Origin of the sequence: Carnobacterium sp. AT7, from assembly GCF_000171855.1 — a bacterium.
In the GTDB taxonomy this organism is placed as follows: domain Bacteria; phylum Bacillota; class Bacilli; order Lactobacillales; family Carnobacteriaceae; genus Carnobacterium_B; species Carnobacterium_B jeotgali.
The window spans coordinates 1-19,908 of record NZ_ABHH01000021.1 but is presented as its reverse complement, the minus strand read 5'-3'; the positions used below and the strand labels follow the sequence as shown (position 1 = coordinate 19,908).

The 19,908-nt window shown below is 33.7% G+C and carries 20 protein-coding genes; 16 read left to right on the top strand and 4 right to left on the bottom strand.

The features are described from left to right. The first annotated feature begins 89 nt into the window (after positions 1-89). Positions 90-872 carry a LysR family transcriptional regulator gene (locus CAT7_RS08575; protein ID WP_007724498.1) on the top strand — a complete coding sequence of 261 codons (783 nt, stop codon included), beginning with the start codon at positions 90-92 and terminating at the stop codon, positions 870-872. 442 nt (positions 873-1,314) lie between these two features. On the opposite strand, the gene CAT7_RS08570 is transcribed toward CAT7_RS08575, so the two are convergent. Beyond that, positions 1,315-1,983 (bottom strand): SHOCT domain-containing protein, encoded by a 669-nt coding sequence (locus CAT7_RS08570; protein WP_007724496.1) that lies wholly within the window; start codon positions 1,981-1,983, stop codon positions 1,315-1,317. Positions 1,984-3,110: 1,127 nt separating this feature from the next. Between CAT7_RS08570 and CAT7_RS08560 the strand changes: the two genes are divergently transcribed. Together CAT7_RS08560 and CAT7_RS08555 are read left to right on the top strand one after the other, a co-directional pair. Further along, the gene (locus CAT7_RS08560; protein ID WP_007724491.1) at positions 3,111-3,488 is read left to right on the top strand and encodes a pyridoxamine 5'-phosphate oxidase family protein; all 378 of its coding nucleotides are present in this window, start codon (positions 3,111-3,113) and stop codon (positions 3,486-3,488) included. 278 nt (positions 3,489-3,766) lie between these two features. Continuing rightward, positions 3,767-3,958 carry a hypothetical protein gene (locus CAT7_RS08555; protein WP_007724488.1) on the top strand — a complete coding sequence of 64 codons (192 nt, stop codon included), beginning with the start codon at positions 3,767-3,769 and terminating at the stop codon, positions 3,956-3,958. A gap of 265 nt (positions 3,959-4,223) precedes the next feature. On the opposite strand, the gene CAT7_RS08550 is transcribed toward CAT7_RS08555, so the two are convergent. The 3 genes from CAT7_RS08550 to CAT7_RS08540 are packed head-to-tail and all read right to left on the bottom strand — an operon-like array spanning position 4,224 to position 6,223. Beyond that, on the bottom strand, positions 4,224-4,535 hold the full coding sequence (locus tag CAT7_RS08550; RefSeq protein WP_007724486.1) for a hypothetical protein: 312 nt from the start codon (positions 4,533-4,535) through the stop codon (positions 4,224-4,226). Between the two features lie 21 nt (positions 4,536-4,556). After that, positions 4,557-4,928: a hypothetical protein gene (locus CAT7_RS08545; RefSeq protein ID WP_007724484.1), complete on the bottom strand. Its 372-nt coding sequence runs from the start codon at positions 4,926-4,928 to the stop codon at positions 4,557-4,559. Then, positions 4,925-6,223, bottom strand: a complete 1,299-nt coding sequence (locus CAT7_RS08540) for a Y-family DNA polymerase (protein WP_007724482.1) — start codon at positions 6,221-6,223, stop codon at positions 4,925-4,927. Before CAT7_RS08540 ends, CAT7_RS08545 begins: the two co-directional genes overlap by 4 nt. 335 nt (positions 6,224-6,558) lie before the next feature. Here CAT7_RS08540 and CAT7_RS08535 point away from each other — a divergent pair, with 335 nt between their 5' ends. The 13 genes from CAT7_RS08535 to CAT7_RS08470 form a co-directional block, all read left to right on the top strand. Beyond that, positions 6,559-7,140: a GNAT family N-acetyltransferase gene (locus CAT7_RS08535; protein ID WP_007724473.1), complete on the top strand. Its 582-nt coding sequence runs from the start codon at positions 6,559-6,561 to the stop codon at positions 7,138-7,140. 393 nt (positions 7,141-7,533) lie between these two features. Continuing rightward, positions 7,534-8,514 carry an aldo/keto reductase gene (locus CAT7_RS08530; RefSeq protein ID WP_007724472.1) on the top strand — a complete coding sequence of 327 codons (981 nt, stop codon included), beginning with the start codon at positions 7,534-7,536 and terminating at the stop codon, positions 8,512-8,514. 36 nt (positions 8,515-8,550) lie between these two features. Further along, complete coding sequence (locus CAT7_RS08525) at positions 8,551-9,402, top strand: aldo/keto reductase (RefSeq protein ID WP_007724471.1); 852 nt, start codon at positions 8,551-8,553, stop codon at positions 9,400-9,402. Between the two features lie 122 nt (positions 9,403-9,524). Beyond that, on the top strand, positions 9,525-9,971 hold the full coding sequence (locus CAT7_RS08520; RefSeq protein WP_007724468.1) for a MarR family winged helix-turn-helix transcriptional regulator: 447 nt from the start codon (positions 9,525-9,527) through the stop codon (positions 9,969-9,971). Between the two features lie 18 nt (positions 9,972-9,989). Then, a complete protein-coding gene (locus tag CAT7_RS08515; protein WP_007724467.1) occupies positions 9,990-11,726 on the top strand; it encodes an ABC transporter ATP-binding protein in 1,737 nt (578 codons plus the stop codon). Beyond that, positions 11,716-13,602, top strand: a complete 1,887-nt coding sequence (locus CAT7_RS08510; RefSeq protein ID WP_007724465.1) for an ABC transporter ATP-binding protein — start codon at positions 11,716-11,718, stop codon at positions 13,600-13,602. Before CAT7_RS08515 ends, CAT7_RS08510 begins: the two co-directional genes overlap by 11 nt. A 643-nt stretch (positions 13,603-14,245) precedes the next feature. Beyond that, positions 14,246-14,734, top strand: a complete 489-nt coding sequence (locus tag CAT7_RS08500) for an AAA family ATPase (RefSeq protein WP_007724461.1) — start codon at positions 14,246-14,248, stop codon at positions 14,732-14,734. 187 nt (positions 14,735-14,921) lie between these two features. Then, on the top strand, positions 14,922-15,545 hold the full coding sequence (locus CAT7_RS08495) for a DNA-3-methyladenine glycosylase (protein WP_007724460.1): 624 nt from the start codon (positions 14,922-14,924) through the stop codon (positions 15,543-15,545). Between the two features lie 15 nt (positions 15,546-15,560). Then, a complete protein-coding gene (locus CAT7_RS08490; RefSeq protein ID WP_007724459.1) occupies positions 15,561-16,055 on the top strand; it encodes a DUF3013 family protein in 495 nt (164 codons plus the stop codon). Positions 16,056-16,096: 41 nt separating this feature from the next. Further along, positions 16,097-17,050: a 50S ribosomal protein L11 methyltransferase gene (prmA, locus tag CAT7_RS08485; protein WP_007724458.1), complete on the top strand. Its 954-nt coding sequence runs from the start codon at positions 16,097-16,099 to the stop codon at positions 17,048-17,050. Continuing rightward, a complete protein-coding gene (locus tag CAT7_RS08480; protein WP_007724457.1) occupies positions 17,051-17,812 on the top strand; it encodes a 16S rRNA (uracil(1498)-N(3))-methyltransferase in 762 nt (253 codons plus the stop codon). Between the two features lie 79 nt (positions 17,813-17,891). Next, positions 17,892-18,542: a deoxyribose-phosphate aldolase gene (gene deoC, locus CAT7_RS08475; protein ID WP_007724456.1), complete on the top strand. Its 651-nt coding sequence runs from the start codon at positions 17,892-17,894 to the stop codon at positions 18,540-18,542. 256 nt (positions 18,543-18,798) lie between these two features. Continuing rightward, positions 18,799-19,908, top strand: a 1,110-nt coding sequence (locus tag CAT7_RS08470) for a RelA/SpoT family protein (protein WP_007724455.1), incomplete at its 3' end; no start/stop codon positions are given.

Below are 19,908 nucleotides of genomic sequence, written 5' to 3'. Positions count from 1 at the left end.
ATAGGTTTATCATATAAGGTAATTTGTATAAAATAAAATAATCATTTATTATATCTTTATAAGATAATATTATGAAGGGACTGTTTGAGATGTTAGATTACCGATACCAAACGTTTCTTACGTTGACAGAAGAAATGAATTACACCGCAACAGCCAAAAGACTGCACATTACTCAACCCGCGGTTACTCAACACATCCAGCATTTGCAGCAGGAATTAGGAGTCGAACTGATTCGCTATGAAAACAGACAACTGTCCTTAACAGCTAAAGGCATGCAACTGCAAAAGGATCTTTATTTGCTGCAAAGAGAAATCACTAAAGTGCAAAAACAATTAGCTTCTACTGTAGAACACACTACTCTTACATTTGGAGCTTCATTGACGATTGGGGAATATATGATGCCGGACTTCATTGAGTCGTATTTAAATCAATACCCAACACATGATATTTCGATGGTAACAGACAATACTCGACATTTAATCGAACTATTGGAACATGGGAAAATCGATTTTGCACTTGTGGAAGGGGAATTCAATCAATCAATATTTGAATTTCAAAAGATTGCTGAAGAACCGTTTATCGCTGTCTGTTCCGAGAAATGCTCTTTATGGAAACAGGATCAAAGCATTAATGACTTATTTTCTACGACGATTTTGGTGCGTGAAGAGGGATCTGGATCACGGCTTATTTTTGAAACAGCCATAAAAAATAAAGGAATCCATTTAGATAGCTTTTCAAAAGTTATGACGATTGGAAGTATTGGTGCAATAAAAAGACTGGTTGGAAAAAATGTAGGCATTACTTTTGTGTATCAGAAAGCTGTTGAAGAAGAACTGAAAAAACGGCATCTTAAAAAAGATTCCGTTAAGTGATTTCAGTGTAGTACATCCGTTTTATTTGATTTACTTGAAAAGGATTCAGTTAAGAGGAGTGGAAACAATAGAAAATTTTTTGAGGTTGGTAGATTGACCAAATTAAAATTGATTGTAAAATCGATGATAGACTAAAAAAATTTATACGGATTTAATCTCAATAAAATAATGGCAGTAAATGTAAACCCTCCGATAAGAATAAATTTATATTATTCTTATCGGAAGGTTTATTTGTTTGTAAAGAAACATTATGTTACAAAGCGTTATCATAACAAAAAAAGTAATCTAAGAAGATGCTAACGAATTTTAACTCTACTTCATAGCAGTCACTATATATTGATTGTAGGAGCTAGTTAATTTTTATAATAATTTCCAAAAAAGAACTGCTATAATAGCAGTTCTTTTTTGGATAAAGCTAAGAAATATTAAATTCTTAGCTTTATCATAGATTTAATATTTCTACTTTCTTTTTGTTGAATTCTTCTTGGTTAATGATATCTAAATCTAAAAGCTCTTTGTATTCTTTTATTTGTTCAACATTACTTTTAGAAATATCTACAAGAGAGGTAGGTGTAGGATTTTTAATTTTAAAGTTTATTAATTGAGCATTTTTAGAAGAATCACAAACGATTTGGATGCTGAATTTTTCTGAAGTGGTTATGTTTTTTAATTTCAACATAGCTGTGCTAGGAACTTCTACTCGTTTCTGAGTTTTAATAACCCGATAACTATCTTCGGTAACTGAATTGTTTTTCTCTTTTTTCTTATTTCTATTTTTTCCTCCTACATATGCACCTGCTAATGTACCTATACCTGGAAATAACATTGTTCCTAAAATAGCTCCTCCAACAATCTTCCTTAATTGAGCTTTTTTCTTAGATTTATTTTTTTCTTTAGTAACGGATAGCCCATTTTGTTTTGATTCAACAACAGTATTGTAAACAGCACCATCAAAAGCATATTCAAGCAATTCAAAATAAATAGGTTCTTTTTTATTGAAAAAGATTAAACCTTCTTCGTTTTGTATTATTTCTGTTAAACCAGTAAAGTTAACGCCAATTTTTTCTCGTCCATTTTTAATCTGCAACATTGATTTATTTCCTACAGTCATTTTAATTCCTCCATTTTTTTGTTTTACGTACTAAACTGATTATTAAAATAAATAGAAAAGAATTACACTAGGTCAGCGGGTAACTTGTTTAAAGTATATATATAAATAATGCTCCATTTTAAAAATAAAGACAGAAAAGTCTGATTGCTTTTAATATTTTTGAGGAATTATAAAATAAAGTGAAATTATAAGTAGAATCACTACTGGAAATATGTATAGAGTAACTTTGTATAATATAGCTTTTTTCTTAGAGGTATCAGACGGATTAAACACATTTACCCCTTTTTTATATTTATTAGCGATATGATCGATAAAAAATGAAAAAACCATTAATAGCCAACCGGCGTAAAATAACCAATCTGAATCAGTACTTAAAAGTGCGAAATAAATGAAAAAAAATGAATAACTTAGCGGATGGATCCACTGATATTTATTGTTTCTATCCTTGATAAAGGCTAATAAAGATCGAATCAAATAAATTAGTATAGCAATGAATAGTATAAAGTTTATAAATAAAATAAAGTTATCCACTAAATAGCCTCCATAAAATAAATTCCACTGCATTTATATAACGTGTTTTATGTAATTTATTTTAGCATTATAAAAGGATTTTGTGTATCTAAAAAATAAAAGTTAGATACAGGTGTGTGGGTATTTACAATTTATTGCTCCAACAAAGGATGCAGAGAAAAGCAACATGTTACAGTTGGAGAAATAATGGATATACCTTCAAGGAGAGTATTCAATTTTGCAAACAGCGAGAATAATTACTTTGCAGTAATGGAGAAAAAGGGACTACCTCATTAATTTGTGAGGACATTGCTTAAATAAGATTAACGTCTTTTATTGCTTAGTTTAGCTTTTTTCTTTAGCAATAGATGGTCCTGTCAAAAGTAAACTCAAACAACAGACAATTCATTTTTTATGATTATTTTCATTTTAGTTACGCATCCGTTTCTTACATTTCAACTGCTGAAAATAATTGATTTAAATCAATTGGATATTAGAGAATATATACTACAATCAATATGTTGGATTTCTGCTTATCTAGTTTGTGTAATTTATAATGTACGCTCGCTTCAAGCAGCCATGAACTATTATAGCAAGATATTAAGAGGAGGCAAAATATGTTAAGCGAAAAATTTATTGAGGTAAGTAAAAATGAGGGAGTTGTATCCATAACTTCATGGGGAAGTGGGGATCAACCAAATGTTAGATGCACTTGGAATTCATATATTCGTATTACAGAGGATGAACGTATTTTAATCCCCATTGCAGGATTTACCAGCACTCAAAATGATGTTTCTAAAAATGATAAAGTGATTTTAACATTAGGAAGTCGTGAAGTAGAGGGATTCAATAATTATCAAGGAACCGGTTTTTTAGTTGAAGGTAAAGCGCGTTTCACAGATTGCGGCGCCGAATTTGAACAAATGAAAAAAGAATACTCTTTTATTAATAAATTACTTGAAATCACGATTGAATCAGCTAAACAACTTCTTTAAAACAACGCGTTTATTATCCAAAATTTTGTCCACTTTGAGTATCTTTGTTAAAAAGATCGTGGACTTTTTTGATGACTTTTAATTACATAGGGTTTAAGAGTAAAAATTAAAATAGTTTGGTTCAGTTATTTGCAGATAAAGTAGAAATTGAATTATGTAAGATAAAAGGTTAAGCATTTGACTGAAGTTCATAAAACAGTCAAAAATTTATGAGCTATCTGTATAGTGTTGGAAACGTTTTCTGTTATAATATGTGTATTAGAAAGGAGGGATAACAAATGGTGAACTATCGAGTTTTAACTGTTGCGAGTAATCCCTTGGGAGAATTCGAAGGTCGTGAAACCGTACAAAATGATTTAGAAGTATTGTTAGGAGAAGTAAGTGAAAATGAAGGAGAAATTGTTTCAGTCACTCAAGTTCTGACTGAACCACATATTTTACTTACAACAGTTATTTATAAAGTGAAATAATTTTTAAGACTCCTTTCTGGGGTCTTTTTTATGTATTCTAGGCATGTTAAATCAGTTTATTGGTGTAATGAAAGGTAAAGGAAATACATTATAATAATACGTACAATAAAATAGAAAATTATCCTACACCTGATATGCAGGATAATCGATGAATCTATTGCTTAAATTGATTAGGCAACTACCAAACTTGTATTAAAAATAATGGGCGGATTAACTTATTGAAATTGTTGACCTATTTAGATAGTAACAATAATAAGAATAAACCTTAAAACATAACCTTTTTGTGTGGCATTCGGTGACCTTTATAATCAAATACCTGTCCAAAGTAATTAGGTGGGCTTAATAGTTTGAATTTTTGAACCACTAATTGATTGCGATCGTTAATGACTGATTCAATCGTAATTTCTGAACCAAGTTTTATCTCATACATAAAACCAAAAGCTTTCTTTCCAGTAATCAAACAATTAAACTTGCGACCATCCGAAAGCAGAGTGAATCTACAGAAAGGTGTGTTGTTTTTTGTATTGATTACTTTAATATCTGAATCAAGCTTCCCCGTAATAATAGCAGTATTCATGAGTTCCCCTCCATTTTATTATTAAATGTCATTAGTAAGATTAGTCCATTTTTTTAAACTAACAAATTGAATGTTGTGAATCTCATCAAAATCAATTTTTGTATCATTTACATAAATACCTAATTCATCTCCGCCAATAACTAGACCAATGACATCATCTTTGTAATATCCATTTTGGTCTACCGCTTCAATCTGTATAGCAACGGATTTATTCTTTAGGATAGCTTCATTTATTACTGACGTAATTTCTTCAGAATCCATCTGTTTTTTTTGTGGATTGACTTTCTTCATCTCCGCCGTTAAATTTTCTTGAGCAGCTGTATGTTCTGACAAATAAAATCCTGCCCATTTTTTAATACCACGATCATGGTATTCCTCATTTAAATAGTTCATTTTATGCCCTCCATTCCACCAGCATGACCACCAACAAGAGAACTACGATTAATAGCTGTTGCGCCATCCATAAGACTACTAGCATGTACTAATGATTGAAAACCATATTTATCTCTTATTTTATCGACTAGTAAATCTAATTTTTCATTTGTAATTTGTTCAGTCGGATTTTCAAATAGATCCAATTGAATATCACTCGTATAGGATAATTTTGAATAGGTAATTCCTATGCGCCGGACGGATTTGTCATCCTCGTAATACTTATTAAAGATTTCAAAGCAGTATTCAACTAATTTTTTTGTATTAGAAGTACTTGGTATCTTTAATTGGCGCGAAAAACCATCTTTTTCCTCATATTTAGAGTAACTAACAGAAAGACTGACACATCCTGTTTGACAATGATGCTTTCTAATTCGGGTAGCAACTTGTTCAGCCATTTCACGAATAACAATTTTGATTTCCTGTCTTTTAAAATAGTCTTTTTTGAGAATTTGAGAGTTGCCATAACTTTTTTCTAAAGGACGATAGGAGTCTCTAATATCGCTACGGTCGATACCCCAAGCATTAGCATAAAGTTGTTCACCAATCAAGCCCATTGAATCTCTCAATTGATAGAAATTTGCGTGTGCTAAGTCATAGACTGTCTTAATGCCTAAACTATTTAATCGTCGTTCTGTTCGACTTCCAATGCCCCACATGTCTGTCATGTTTTCGATTTTCCAAACTGTTTTCGGAACGTCCTCGTAACGCCACTCCGCAATCAATTCTGAATTATATTTGGCCCCATTGTCTAAAGCTAGTTTAGCCATCAGCATATTGTCGCCAATGCCAATCGTTACATATAGACCGGTCTTCTTAAAAATATGGTATTGAATCATTCTAGCCAGTTCATAAGCACTTTTCTTTTTGAACAGTTTTAGACTTCCTCGGACAGAAATAAACGATTCGTCGATACTATAAATATGTAGATCTTCATCAGAAACGTATTTACGAAAAATATCGTTGATTTCAGTATTCTTTTTAATATAATAGCTCATTCTAGGTGGTACGATAACCAAATCCGGGTGATAAGGGATTTCCCATTTCCTAGTAACGTTTCTAATACCTAATACTTTTTTAGCCATTGGCGAAGCAGCTAACACGATGCCACCGGGTTTATCTGCGTTACTCATAACAACTAATAGAGCTTTTAGAGGATGTAAGCCACGTTCAACACATTCCACAGACGCATAAAAAGATTTAACGTCAATACAAAAAATATCATCGCTTCGTTCTTTAGCATAATTGAATGACATAAGAACCCCTCCTTTCATTCTATTATACGAACGTTTGTTCTTTTTGTAAAGCGAACACACATAAAAAATAGTTCTATTCAAAAGAAAATAAGAGGTTTAAAAATGAAACTCAAATATTGAGTCTTTTGTACTAACTAGTTCATGAGTTATATAAACGTATTTAAAACACTTTCTTATAAATAGTGCTAGTATTATAATAAAATTAAGTATATTTAAAATTTTATTGTTCGAGTCATTTGTTGTGGCATGAATAAAAGATTGAAAGAGTAGGTCTTAAGTATAATGTTCTAAAAATCGTTAATTATTTTCAACAATAAAAGAAAGATGGTGCTTTTTTGTTAGATAAAACAATTCCATATGCGGAAATTTGGATGTATCGTTCAAAAAATCTTCCAGTTAATGAACCCGTTTTACCTGAAGGTTTTTACTTTAAAAGTTATCAAGAGGGCGATGAAGTAGGATGGGCAGCCATTGAAACGGCTGTTTCGGAATTTGAGAATGAGGGACTAGCATTGAATTACTTCGAGGAAAAATTTGCGCCATACTCTAAAGATCTGAGAACGCGATTGTTATTTGTCGTAGATTCTTCAGGAGAAAAGGTTGGCACATGCTTAGCTTGGTGGAAGGAATCACCGAATGGTGTGCGTTACCCATTAGTTCATTGGGTAGCTGTAAAACCAGGTTATCAAGGAAAAGGACTCGCAAAAGCAATGGTAAATCGAACTCTTAAACTATTGCAAGAACTTGAAAAAAATTCACCTATTTATCTGCACACTCAAACGTGGAGTTATGCAGCAATTCACTTGTATCAAAAACTAGGGTTTGAGATCACAGATAATAATTTAGATGGAAGCCCTAACGTAGATTATCAAAAAGCTATGAGTATTTTAGCTAGCATACAGAATAAAAAAAACTAGGCTCATAAAAAATAATGTCATCATCAATCAATAGATTATAGACACTGGTATATGGAATCAGATTATCCTAATGCAAAGTCCACTAACATAGGGGAGTCTTATTCTGTTTTTAAAAAAGTAACTACATTGGGCAAAAGTGGGAACTGAACTCAATTTAATTGAGCAATCGACGACTCAGTTATTTTACTTTTATGATTAACATAGTCCAAGGAATATTGAATTTTCTTCATTAAAAAAAAGTTGTTTTTACTTGACTTAAAGTTCACTTCAAGGTGTATCCTGGTCACTAATAAGGTAACTTTTATTGAAAAGGCTTTTGAGTAGTAAGAACAAGCATCATTTAGTAAAATGAACCTTATGAGATAGCTTCATTATTAGTTAAGGGGTGAATAGATGGAATATACTAAACTAGGAAATACAGGAATGGATGTTTCAAGGATTTGTCTAGGAGCAATGAGTTTTGGAGATCCAGAAAAATGGATTCACAAATGGGTATTAAATGAAAATGAAAGTCTCCCGATTATTAAACGAGCATTGGAACTGGGTATCAATTTTTTTGATACTGCGAATATTTACTCAATTGGGAAAAGTGAAGAAATTTTAGGAAAAGCATTAAAAGAGTATGCTAATCGAGATGAGATCGTATTAGCAACAAAAGTCCATGGTCATATGTTTGATGGTCCAAACGGTGGAGGTCTATCAAGAAAAGCTGTTCTTTCTCAAATTGACCAAAGTTTAGAACGATTGCAAACCGATTATGTTGATTTATATATTACTCATCGCTGGGATTATGATACGCCCATAGAGGAAACGATGGAAGTACTGCATGATATCGTGAAATCTGGTAAAGCAAGATATATTGGTGCTTCTTCAATGTATGCTTGGCAATTTCAAAAAGCACAAAATATAGCAGAACGGAATGGGTGGACTAAATTTATATCTATGCAAGATCATTTGAATTTAATCTACCGTGAAGAAGAACGCGAGATGATTCCTTATTGCTTATCAGAAAAAATTTCTCTGACGCCCTATAGTCCTTTAGCTTCAGGTCGCTTGACACGAGATTTATCGATTCAGACAAAACGTACAGACACGGATAAGATAGCGCGTCTTAAATATGACAAAACAGCTGATCAGGATCTTGAAATTATTGAAAGAGTTGCACAACTAGCGGAACGTTATGAAGTCAGTAGAGTGCATGTAGCACTTGCATGGCTCTTGCAAAAAGAGGGGGTAGCTGCACCGATCATTGGAGCAACTAAACTCGAACATGTAGAAACAGCTGTTGCTGCGGTAGATTTTAAACTTACTCAAGAAGATGTTCAATTTTTAGAAGAACCCTATATTCCACATCGCATTGTTGGTTTTTCATAGAGAAATAAGTAAAATAAAAACATGGAGGCCAATTAAATGGAATTAGTTACGTTAGCAAATGGCATAAAAATGCCAATTTTAGGTTATGGAGTGTATCAAGTAAATGATCTTGAAGAATGTGAACGTGTTGTAAGTGAAGCCATTGAGGTAGGGTATCGTTCAATTGATACCGCACAAGCCTACGGGAATGAATCTGCTGTTGGAAATGCTGTGAAGAAGAGCGGAATTCCTCGTGAAGACTTTTTTATCACAACAAAAGTTTGGATCTCAAATGCAGGATATGAAAAAGCAAAAGCTTCCATCGAAGAGTCTATGGAAAAATTGCAAACTGATTATTTGGATTTGGTTTTGATCCACCAACCGTTTAATGATTACTATGGAACTTATCGTGCGATGGAGGAATATTATAGAGCAGGAAAAATAAAAGCCATTGGGGTTAGTAATTTTTATCCGGACCGTTTTATTGATATTGCTGAGTTCAGCGAAATCAAACCTATGGTGAACCAAGTTGAAACGCATGTATTTAACCAACAAGTAGAAGCTCAAAGTATTATGGAAGAATACAATACTCAAATTGAATCATGGGGACCATTCGCTGAAGGGAGAAATGATTTCTTTAACAATGAAACATTGAAAAAAATCGGTGAGAACTATGGCAAATCTGTAGCGCAAGTTGCTTTACGGTATTTGATTCAACGGAATATTGTGGTCATTCCTAAAACAGTCACAAAAGAGCGTATGATTCAAAATTTTGATGTCTTTAACTTTTCATTGACGGATGAAGAAATGGCAACGATTCTAGGATTAAACCAAAAAGAAAGTTTGTTTTTCTCTCATTACGATCCAGAGACAGTTAAATTTTTAACAAGCTTAGGTAAAAGAAAATAAAGACTAAATAAAATTACTTTGAAAGAATAAGTAGATTTAACTATCTATTTATTCTTTTTTTTGCTAACATAGTTACCTATAGTAACTATGTTAAGTAACTTAATTTGAAAGGAGAAAAAGCCATGGATAGTCATCTATCTGAAAAATATATTGATGCCTGTTTTAGCGCCAAACAAACGTTACGGTTCTTACCTGAACCACCTCCTGAATTACAAAAAAGACACGTTTATATTATCAAAACATTGTATAACTTATCAAAGGAGTTAACTGAGGTACGTGTCAGTGACATTGCTGAGTCTATTGGTGTAACGTTACCTAGTGTTACAAAAAACATCGCAACGCTAGAAGATTTAAATTATATAAAAAAAGAATCAAACCTAAACGATAAGCGAGTAGTAAATATTCAGTTAACCAAAAAAGGGTTAGCATTATATCAAACAGTTTTTCATGATTTTCATCAAGAAAATAGTCAGGTTTTAAAAGCTATTCCTGAAGAAGAGATGCGTTTAACAATAAAAACAATTTACCGGATTCATGATTTAATGGAGCAGGCATACTTGCTCGATTAAAAGGAGAGGATAAGAATAATGTATAAAAAATTAATGCAATCTTTGCGACAATATAAGAAACCAGCCTATTTAACGATGCTTTTTATGGCATTAGAAGTTGCTGTTGAGATATTCATCCCCTTTCTCATGGCAAAAATTATTGATAAAGGGTTGATAGCAGGCGATCTTAGCTATGTTTTGAAAATAGGTTCACTAATGTTTGTGTTGGCTTGTTTTTCTATGTTGTTTGGAGTACTGGGCGGGAAATTTTCTTCCGATGCTGCAGTAGGACTTTCAACAAATCTTCGTCAAGACATCTACGAAAATATTCAAACATTTGCATTTGATAATATTGATAAATATTCTTCATCAAGCCTGATTACCAGACTGACAACAGATATTACAAATATTCAAATGGCTTTTCAAATGGTTTTAAAAACGATTATTCGAGCACCTTTCATGATTGCCTTTGCGTTTGCAATGGCAGCTTATACGAATTTGAAATTGTCGTTAACTATTTTAATTATTGTTCCGATAGTCGCATTTATTTTAATCGGCTTAATCTATCGTGTACATCCTTATTTTATAAAAGTTTTCAAAAAATACGATCGATTAAATCAAACTGTGCAAGAAGATATTAACGGTGTACGGGTTGTAAAATCATTTGTGCGTGAAGAAAAAGAAATCGAAAAATTTAAAGTAGCTTCTGCAGATATCAAAAACCTATTTACGAAAGCTGAAAAAATTACGGCCCTTAATGCTCCGGTTATGCAGATTGCAATTTATTCTTGTTTACTGCTCGTTTATTGGTTTGGAGCAAAATATGTTGTCGGCGGAACAATGAGCACGGGGGAATTAACGAGTTTTATTACGTATATGATGCAAATTTTAAGCAGCATCATGATGATATCAATGATTTTTGTCATGATTGTTATTTCTGAAGCTTCAGTAGAGCGTGTTACTGAAGTCTTAAATGAAAAAGCCTCATTGTCTAATCCAGAAAACCCGCTAATGACCATTGAGAATGGGGAGATTGAATTTAGAAATGTTCAATTTAAATACAATGAGTTGTCTGAGGAAGCTGATTTAAGTCAAATCAACTTTACAATCAAATCTGGCGAAACAATTGGGATTATTGGCGGAACTGGGAGTGGGAAAAGCTCACTGATTCAATTAATTCCAAGACTTTACGATGCAACTGAAGGAGAAGTATATGTTTCAGGTCATAATGTAAAAGACTATGATTTAGTGACCTTGCGTGATCAAATCGCAATGGTATTGCAAAAAAACACGTTGTTTTCTGGAACGATTAGCGACAACTTAAAATGGGGAAATAAAGAAGCTTCCAAAGAAGAAATTCAGCGTGTGGCTAAATTAGCCCAAGCAGATGAGTTTGTTCAAGGATTTCCGGATAACTATGAAACGGTTCTGGACCAAGGCGGTTCAAATGTATCCGGTGGACAAAAACAACGGTTAACGATTGCACGTGCGTTATTAAAGCAGCCTAAAATCTTGATTTTAGATGATTCAACAAGTGCAGTGGATACAAAAACAGATGCTTATATTCGAAAAGCATTTATAGAAGAAATTCCAAATACAACAAAAATCATTGTGTCACAACGCATTTCATCTATCCAAGATTCTGACCGCATCATCGTATTAGAAGAAGGTAAGATCGATGGGATTGGAACACATGACGAATTGTTGAAAAATAATAAAATTTATAAAGAAGTATACGATTCTCAAGTAAAAGGAGGGACGATAGTTGAAGAATAAACCGATTACGCGACCAGCTGTTAGTCCGTTAAAAATATTCAAACGTATTCTTTCTTATGCAACGAAACAATACAAATTACGCATCATCATCGTAGTGGTCAGTATCATCATTAGTGCTGCAACCAATGCGATTGGGATTAGTTTTACAAAGACATTGATTGATGATTATATTGCGCCTTTGCTGACTCAGCAAACGCCTGATTATTCTGATTTAGCGCGTATTATTGGTTGGATGGCACTATTGTATTTAACCGGTGCTGTATTCACTTACATCTTTAACCGTACAATGGTCACAGTGTCTCAAGGCATCTTAAAAGATATTCGTGATGAAATGTTTACACATATGGAGTCTTTGCCGATTCGTTACTTTGATAGCAATGCAACGGGTGATATTATGAGTCATTATACGAATGATACGGATACGTTAAGACAAATGATCAGCCAATCCATTCCACAGATTTTTTCTTCGCTGATTATGATTTTATCGATTATTATTGCGATGTTTATCATTAATATACCAATGACGTTATTTGTTTTATGTATGGTAGGTATCATGGTTGCTGTGATTCGCACAATTGGGAGCAAGAGTGGTCTTTACTTCTCAATCCAACAAAAAGCATTGGGAACGTTAAATGGGTACGTGGAAGAAATGATTGAGGGCCAAAAAGTCGTGAAAGTATTTAATCATGAAGAAGAGGCAATTGCTGATTTTAGTGAATTAAATGAGGAACTAAGAGAAAATGCGACGAAAGCAAATACGTATGCAAATATTTTAATGCCAATTATGGCAAATATTGGAAATTTTATGTATTTATTGACCGCAGTGATCGGAGCTATTCTCTCGATTACGGGACTTACAGCGTTAACAGTAGGGAGTGTTGCATCTTTTGTTCAGTTTACAAAAAGTATTACCATGCCAGTAGCTCAAATTTCGCAACAGTTTAATGCAGTTATTTTGTCTTTAGCGGGTGCAGAACGTATTTTTAATTTGTTAGATGAAAAACCTGAAGAAGATGAAGGAACAATTGAATTAGTCAATGTCACTAAACAAGCTGACGGAACAATCGAGGAAGCTAGTCAACGTACAGGTAGTTGGGCTTGGAAACAAACAACAGCTGCTCAGGAAGCTATCTATAAAGAATTGACGGGTGATGTGCGTTTTAAAGATGTTACATTTGGATACAATACCAATAAAACGATTCTTCACAACATTAATTTATTTGCAAAACCAGGTCAAAAAATTGCTTTTGTTGGCGCAACTGGTGCTGGGAAAACAACGATCACCAATCTAATTAATCGCTTTTATGATATTCAAGAAGGAGCCATCACTTATGATGGGATTGATGTCAAGAAAATCAAGAAAGATGATTTGAGAAGATCATTAGGCATTGTACTACAAGATACGCATTTGTTCACCGGAACGATAAAAGACAATATTCGTTACGGACGTTTAGATGCTAGTGATGAAGAAGTGGAAGCAGCTGCAAAATTAGTAAATGCCGACTTCTTTATCAGACAATTGCCACATGGTTACGATACTGAATTAACGGGCGATGGCGGTTCACTTTCTCAGGGACAAAGACAATTACTTGCAATTGCTAGAGCAGCCGTAGCGAATCCGCCAGTCTTGATTCTTGACGAAGCTACTTCAAGTATTGATACACGGACAGAATCGGTTGTCCAAAGTGGGATGGATGCGCTGATGAAAGGGAGAACGGTGTTTGTTATTGCTCATCGACTTTCAACGGTTCGCAATTCAGATGCCATCATGGTAATGAAACAAGGACGTATCATTGAAAGAGGATCTCATGATGAATTGATTACTCAAAAAGGGGAATACTACCAACTTTACACGGGTGCGTTTGAAATGAACTAAACAATTGTTATAAAAGGTGCTTTCCAATTGTTGGAGAGGACCTTTTTAACTGTCGTAAATATTAGGTTGTGTATCTAAAAAAATAAAAAATTAATGCAGCATCAAATGAAAAGCACTATTGTTGTACATGATCTAAATAAGAACAACAAAAAGGATACTTAGTTTACTTCATAATAATCTTCCTTCATAATGATAATTAAATTGAAGATGTTCTAGAAAGGAAATTATTATGAACTATTTAAGTTCAATTTCATTTCCTAATATAGAAACAAAAGTTGACTTTTTCCTCAAAATCAAACAAACAATCTATGATTTTTTTTATCCCTTTCAAACTTTGGTCAAACACAGTTTAGAAAGAATTAATTTTGATTCCATTACGATTCTTTATGGGAGAAATAATTATGGGAAAACTACAGATATTAAATATCATTTCTGAAAAGTTAAAATTTTTATGACCTAGACTCAGAATTAGCAGGCATGAAAAAACGGTCACAGTTAGAAAATATTCAAACCTATTATAATTTTTTCGAAAAGCACCAAGATGAATTTCGTTAATCCGAGATTAAGTTTAAGTATTAAAAATTTAATAATCGGACAGATGAACGATCCTTGAAGGGAACTATAAACTATGGAGGTATTTCAGATGAAAGAGCCATATTATTCAACAAGCAGAGTTATTTTCATGTGTGGAACAGCAGGATCAGGAAAGTCGACTTATGCTCAGATGTTAAAACAACAAGGATTCGTTCGTTTATCTTATGATGTAGAGTCATTTAATAGAGGACTCACAGTTCACCCACTGCCACCTGATGTTTACGATGAAATCAAAACGGTTCTTGATCTAAAGTTAAAAGCACTAATTACAAAAAATGAAAATGTTGTTCTAGATTATTCCTTTTGGTCACGTGAAATGCGTGATGAATATAGAAATATGCTGGTTCCATTCGGAATAAAACCAGAGATCATTGTAATCGTTACCCCTAAAGAAATTACTTTGCAAAGAATTTCCGACCGAAAAGGAAAGAATCCTAATGATATTATGTTAGACAAACAAACTGCAGCTCAATATTACGAAAATTTCCAACCACCAACATCTGATGAAGGGGAAGTAACATTCATTAAAGGTTACTAATATTCAAGTCGGCGAAAAATAATAGTTTGAGAAATTTATAAATTAAACACAATGAAAATTTCAAAGTGATTTATTTAATTATCAATCTTAAAAATGACTTTCTTTTTATCTAAGTGTTATTTTATTGTATACTAGAACTTGAAGAAACAATCACTAAAAATGAACAAAACAAGAAAGAGGAATAAAATTGGATTTTTGGAAAGATCATACTAAAACAACAGAAGAAATAGCTCAAGATTTATTGGGATGTTTAGTCATCAAAGAAACTGATGAAGGGGTGACATCGGGTTGGATCGTTGAGACGGAAGCTTATTTAGGCGAAATAGATGGAGCGGCTCATAGTTATGGGTTAAAGAAGACGCCTCGTTTAGCATCTATGTACAAAGAATCAGGAACGATTTACATCTATAGTATGCACACTCATCTAATGTTGAATGTCGTTGTTCAAGAAGAAGGAAAACCAGAAGCAATTTTAATTCGAGCTATTGAACCTTATACAGGTATGGATTTAATGGCTGAACGGAGAGGGAAAGCTGGTTTTGTAGTAACCGATGGCCCTGGTAAATTAACAAAGGCAATGAACATCACTAAGTTGGATGACGGCACACTTGCCTGGGATCCTCCTTTAAGAATTGATGTCGACACAAGAAAAAGCCCTAAGAAAATTGAAGTATCGCCTAGAATTGGCATTCCAAATAAAGGGAAATGGACGGATGCGCCGCTTCGGTATACTGTTGCAGGAAATCCATATGTGTCAAGAAAAAAAGGTAAAATTGAAGCAGATTTCGGCTGGGATGAACCAACAAATTAATGGAGGCGAAAAAGAATGGCACAAGAAACACTAGTAGATTATTTAGGTGAAGCGTTAGAAGAAAGTGATTTTGAATTTGATTGGAAATTAGAATGGAATAAAAAACAGCATGTTATTGAGGTATATTTTTCAATTTTTGCAGAACAGAAAGAAAATAATATTATTATTGAAGATATTGAAGGAACAGCTACACAAAATGAAATCATTCAGTTTGAAGACGCAATCTGTTTCTTTGACCCTAAGAAATCAAAGATTCAAATGGATAATTATTTAAAAGCGTTTCCGTTTGATTTTAAAATGGGTGTCGAAAAAGGGTATATTGATGCCATACTTAAAACCTTGCGCATCGTTGTAACAGAAGGCCAATCTGATTTGTTAGATTTTGCTACTGATCCAGCAATTGAAGAATTTGAATTAAACTGGAATGATCTGAATTTTGACGGAACAATTAAAACGTTGAAAGATATCAATCGATATAGTGAAGAGAAACTACTTTATCCAAAATATTAAATTAACCGAAGAAAATTGTTAATTGGAGGCAAAGCGATAAAATGAAGTGGACTGAATTACAAATACAAACCTCAAATGAAGCGGTAGATGCTGTTTCAAATATTCTGATTGAATCTGGCTCGCAAGGAGTTGCGATTGAAGACAGACAAGATTTTTTAAATACACCGGATGATGGTTTTGGTGAAATCTGGGCCTTAGATGAAGCCGACTTTTCTAAAGAAGGCGTTATTATCAAAGCTTATTTTCCAGACACGCTTTTTTTACCTGAATTGGTTCCTGGCATTCAACAAAGAATCAAAGCTTTAGAGAGTTTTGGTTTAACGATTGCCCCAAATAGATTGAAAATTGAAGAAGTAACGGAAGAGAACTGGGCAACCGCTTGGAAAAAATATTACCGTCCATTGCAAGTGACCCGCTTTTTAACCGTTGTCCCAAGTTGGGAAGATTACGAAGTGCAACATGCGGATGAGCGTGTGATTCGCTTAGATCCAGGTTTAGCATTTGGTACAGGTACGCATCCAACGACGATTCTTTCCTTACAAGCTCTAGAAACCTATATTCGTGGAAATGAAACGATTTTAGATGTGGGGACAGGTTCAGGAGTATTGAGCATTGCAAGTAAAGCTTTAGGCGCTAAACATGTCCATGCGTATGACTTAGATGATGTTGCGGTCAAAGCAGCTGTTGAAAATATCAATTTAAATGACTACGCAAAAGATGTAGTTGTCAAAGCCAATGATTTGTTGAAAGGCGTAACGATTGAAGCTGATATCGTTGTAGCAAATATCTTAGCTGAGATTATCGTTCCTCTTATACCAGAAGCTTATGAAGCATTGAAACCAGGCGGTCTATTTTTAACGTCAGGAATTATTGAAGATAAAAAAGAACTGATTCTTTCAGAACAAAAGAAACAAGGTTTTACAATTATTCAAGTGCAACAAATGAAAGACTGGTGCAGTATTGTCGCTCAAAAACCTTTAGCGGAGGATGAATAGATGCAGCGTTATTTTCTAAAAGATGACTTAACAGACTATCAAAATCAAACCATTTCAATTGATGGAGATAGTTTTCATCACATGGTAAAAGTGATGCGGATGAAAGTTGGTCATCGTGTCTACCTTGTAACCAAAGATCAAAAAGCCTTTATTGCTGAAATAAATGCAATAGAAGATCAAGATGTTTTATTGAATTGGGTAGAAGATGACCTTAGGCAACAAGAATTACCGATTGAAGTAACAATTGCTAGTGGATTGCCTAAAGGAGATAAACTGGATTTGATTATCCAAAAAGGAACCGAATTAGGCGCTCATGCCTTTATCCCGTTTGCAGGTTCTTTTTCTATCACAAAGTGGGATGCGAAAAAAGCCGCTAAGAAAACCGAGCGATTACAAAAAATTGCTCAAGAAGCAGCGGAACAATCTCATCGCACAAAAATACCGACCGTTCAACCGCTTTCTTCAGTTAAGCAACTTGTTGAAATGAAAAATCAATTTGATGTGTGCTTAGTTGCCTATGAAGAAAGTGCTAAAGCAGGTGAAGACCAAAATTTCGTTAAAGGGTTGAAACTATTGCCTGCTGGTGGGAAATTATTAATTGTTTTTGGTCCAGAAGGCGGATTGTCTAAAGAAGAAGTTGATGCCTTTATTGAGAGCGGATTTTTGCCTTGTGCATTAGGTCCTAGAATTTTAAGAACAGAAACTGCTCCATTGTATGCATTAGCAGCGACGTCGTATCACTTTGAGTTAATGTATAAATGAGAAATTTCTTTTTTGTCCCAGACTGAAAAGTCAGGTATAATGAAAATGCTATCATCACTATAAGAAAGAAGGATATAAAATGACAGTAGAATTAAATAAAACAATTGATCACACATTATTAAAACCAGAAGCAACAGAAGCACAAATCATCACACTTTGCGAAGAAGCAGCAGAATATAACTTTATGTCTGTATGTGTAAATCCAACTTGGGTAAAAAAAGCAGCAGAATTATTAGCAGGTACAGATGTAGCCGTATGTACCGTTATTGGTTTTCCTTTAGGAGCTAATACAGCTGAAGTTAAAGCTTTTGAAGCAGAAAATGCGATTAAGAATGGTGCTACTGAAGTAGACATGGTTATCAACATTGGCGCGCTCAAAGGTGGAAACGACGCTTTAGTTCAAAGTGATATTGAAAGTGTTGTAGCTGTTTCAAAAGGAAAAGCGTTATCTAAAGTTATTATTGAAACGTCATTATTAACAGATGATGAAAAAGTAAGAGCTTGTGAACTTGCTAAAAAAGCAGGAGCTGATTTTGTAAAAACATCTACTGGTTTTTCAACTGGTGGAGCAACTCTTGAAGACATCAAATTGATGCGTGCTACTGTTGGACCAGACATGGGCGTTAAAGCTAGTGGTGGAGTTCGTACAACTGAAGATGCTCACCAATTTATTGAAGCAGGAGCAACTCGCTTAGGTTCTTCAAATGGAGTAGCAATCGTAAAAGGTTAATTGGGTTCTAACTCGTATATGAAATAACTGAATAAATAAAGTAGAAAGAATGCGAGTCTGATGTGACTTGCATTCTTTTTTTCATAATTTTTTGATTTTTGAGTTTATATTGAAATTAATCATTAATATGAGTATAATATAGGGTGAATCAGTATTTAAAGCACCCATTTGGAGTGCTTATTTTTATACTAATCGAGTTGAAATAAGAAAGAATAATGAGGCTTAAATTAGTGATAAATGAAAAGAAGGTGACAAGATGCCCAAAAATAAAGATTACACTGCACAAGAAGTAATTGCGCTAACCGTTACTTACATGAATAGCAGTCATGTGGCTTTTGTCAAAAAGGCTTGTGATTTTGCTACAAATGCTCATAAAGATCAATTTAGAAAATCAGGAGAGCCTTACATTATCCACCCCATACAAGTTGCGGGTATTTTAGCTGAATTGAAAATGGATCCTGTAACTGTAGCAACTGGATTTCTTCATGATGTTGTAGAAGATACTGAGTATACTTTTGAAGATATTTCAAGAGAGTTTTCGCCAGAAGTTGCTATGCTAGTAGATGGTGTTACCAAGTTAGGAAAAATTAAATTTAAATCTCATGAAGAACAACAAGCAGAAAATCATCGTAAAATGTTGTTAGCGATGGCAAAAGATTTAAGAGTAATTATGGTTAAATTAGCTGACCGTTTGCATAATTTACGGACCTTAAAATTTCATAGACCAGAAAAACAAAGACGTATCGCTAATGAAACACTTGAAATTTACGCTCCGTTAGCTCATCGCTTAGGGATTAATTTAATTAAATGGGAATTAGAAGATACTTCGTTGCGCTATTTAAATCCTCAACAGTACTACCGAATTGTTCATTTAATGAATTCTAAAAGAGAAGAAAGAGAAGCTTATATCTCTGATTCTATTTCAAAAATTCAAGAGTCCGTTGAAGAGTTAAATATAACAGCCGATATCACTGGTAGACCGAAACACATCTACTCCATTTACCGCAAAATGCGCGATCAGAAAAAACAATTTGATCAAATTTACGATTTATTAGCAATTCGTGTTATTGTTGATTCAATTAAAGACTGTTATGCCGTATTAGGAGCGATTCATACTCGTTGGAAACCGATGCCTGGTAGATTTAAAGATTACATTGCTATGCCGAAATCAAATATGTATCAATCTATTCATACGACAGTTATTGGCCAATATGGTAAGCCTATCGAAGTTCAGATCCGAACAAAAGAAATGCATGCAGTAGCTGAGTATGGTGTTGCGGCTCACTGGGCATACAAAGAAGGCATTACTAAAAAAGTCGAAGATGATTCTGAAGGAAATAGAATATCGTGGTTTAGAGATATTATT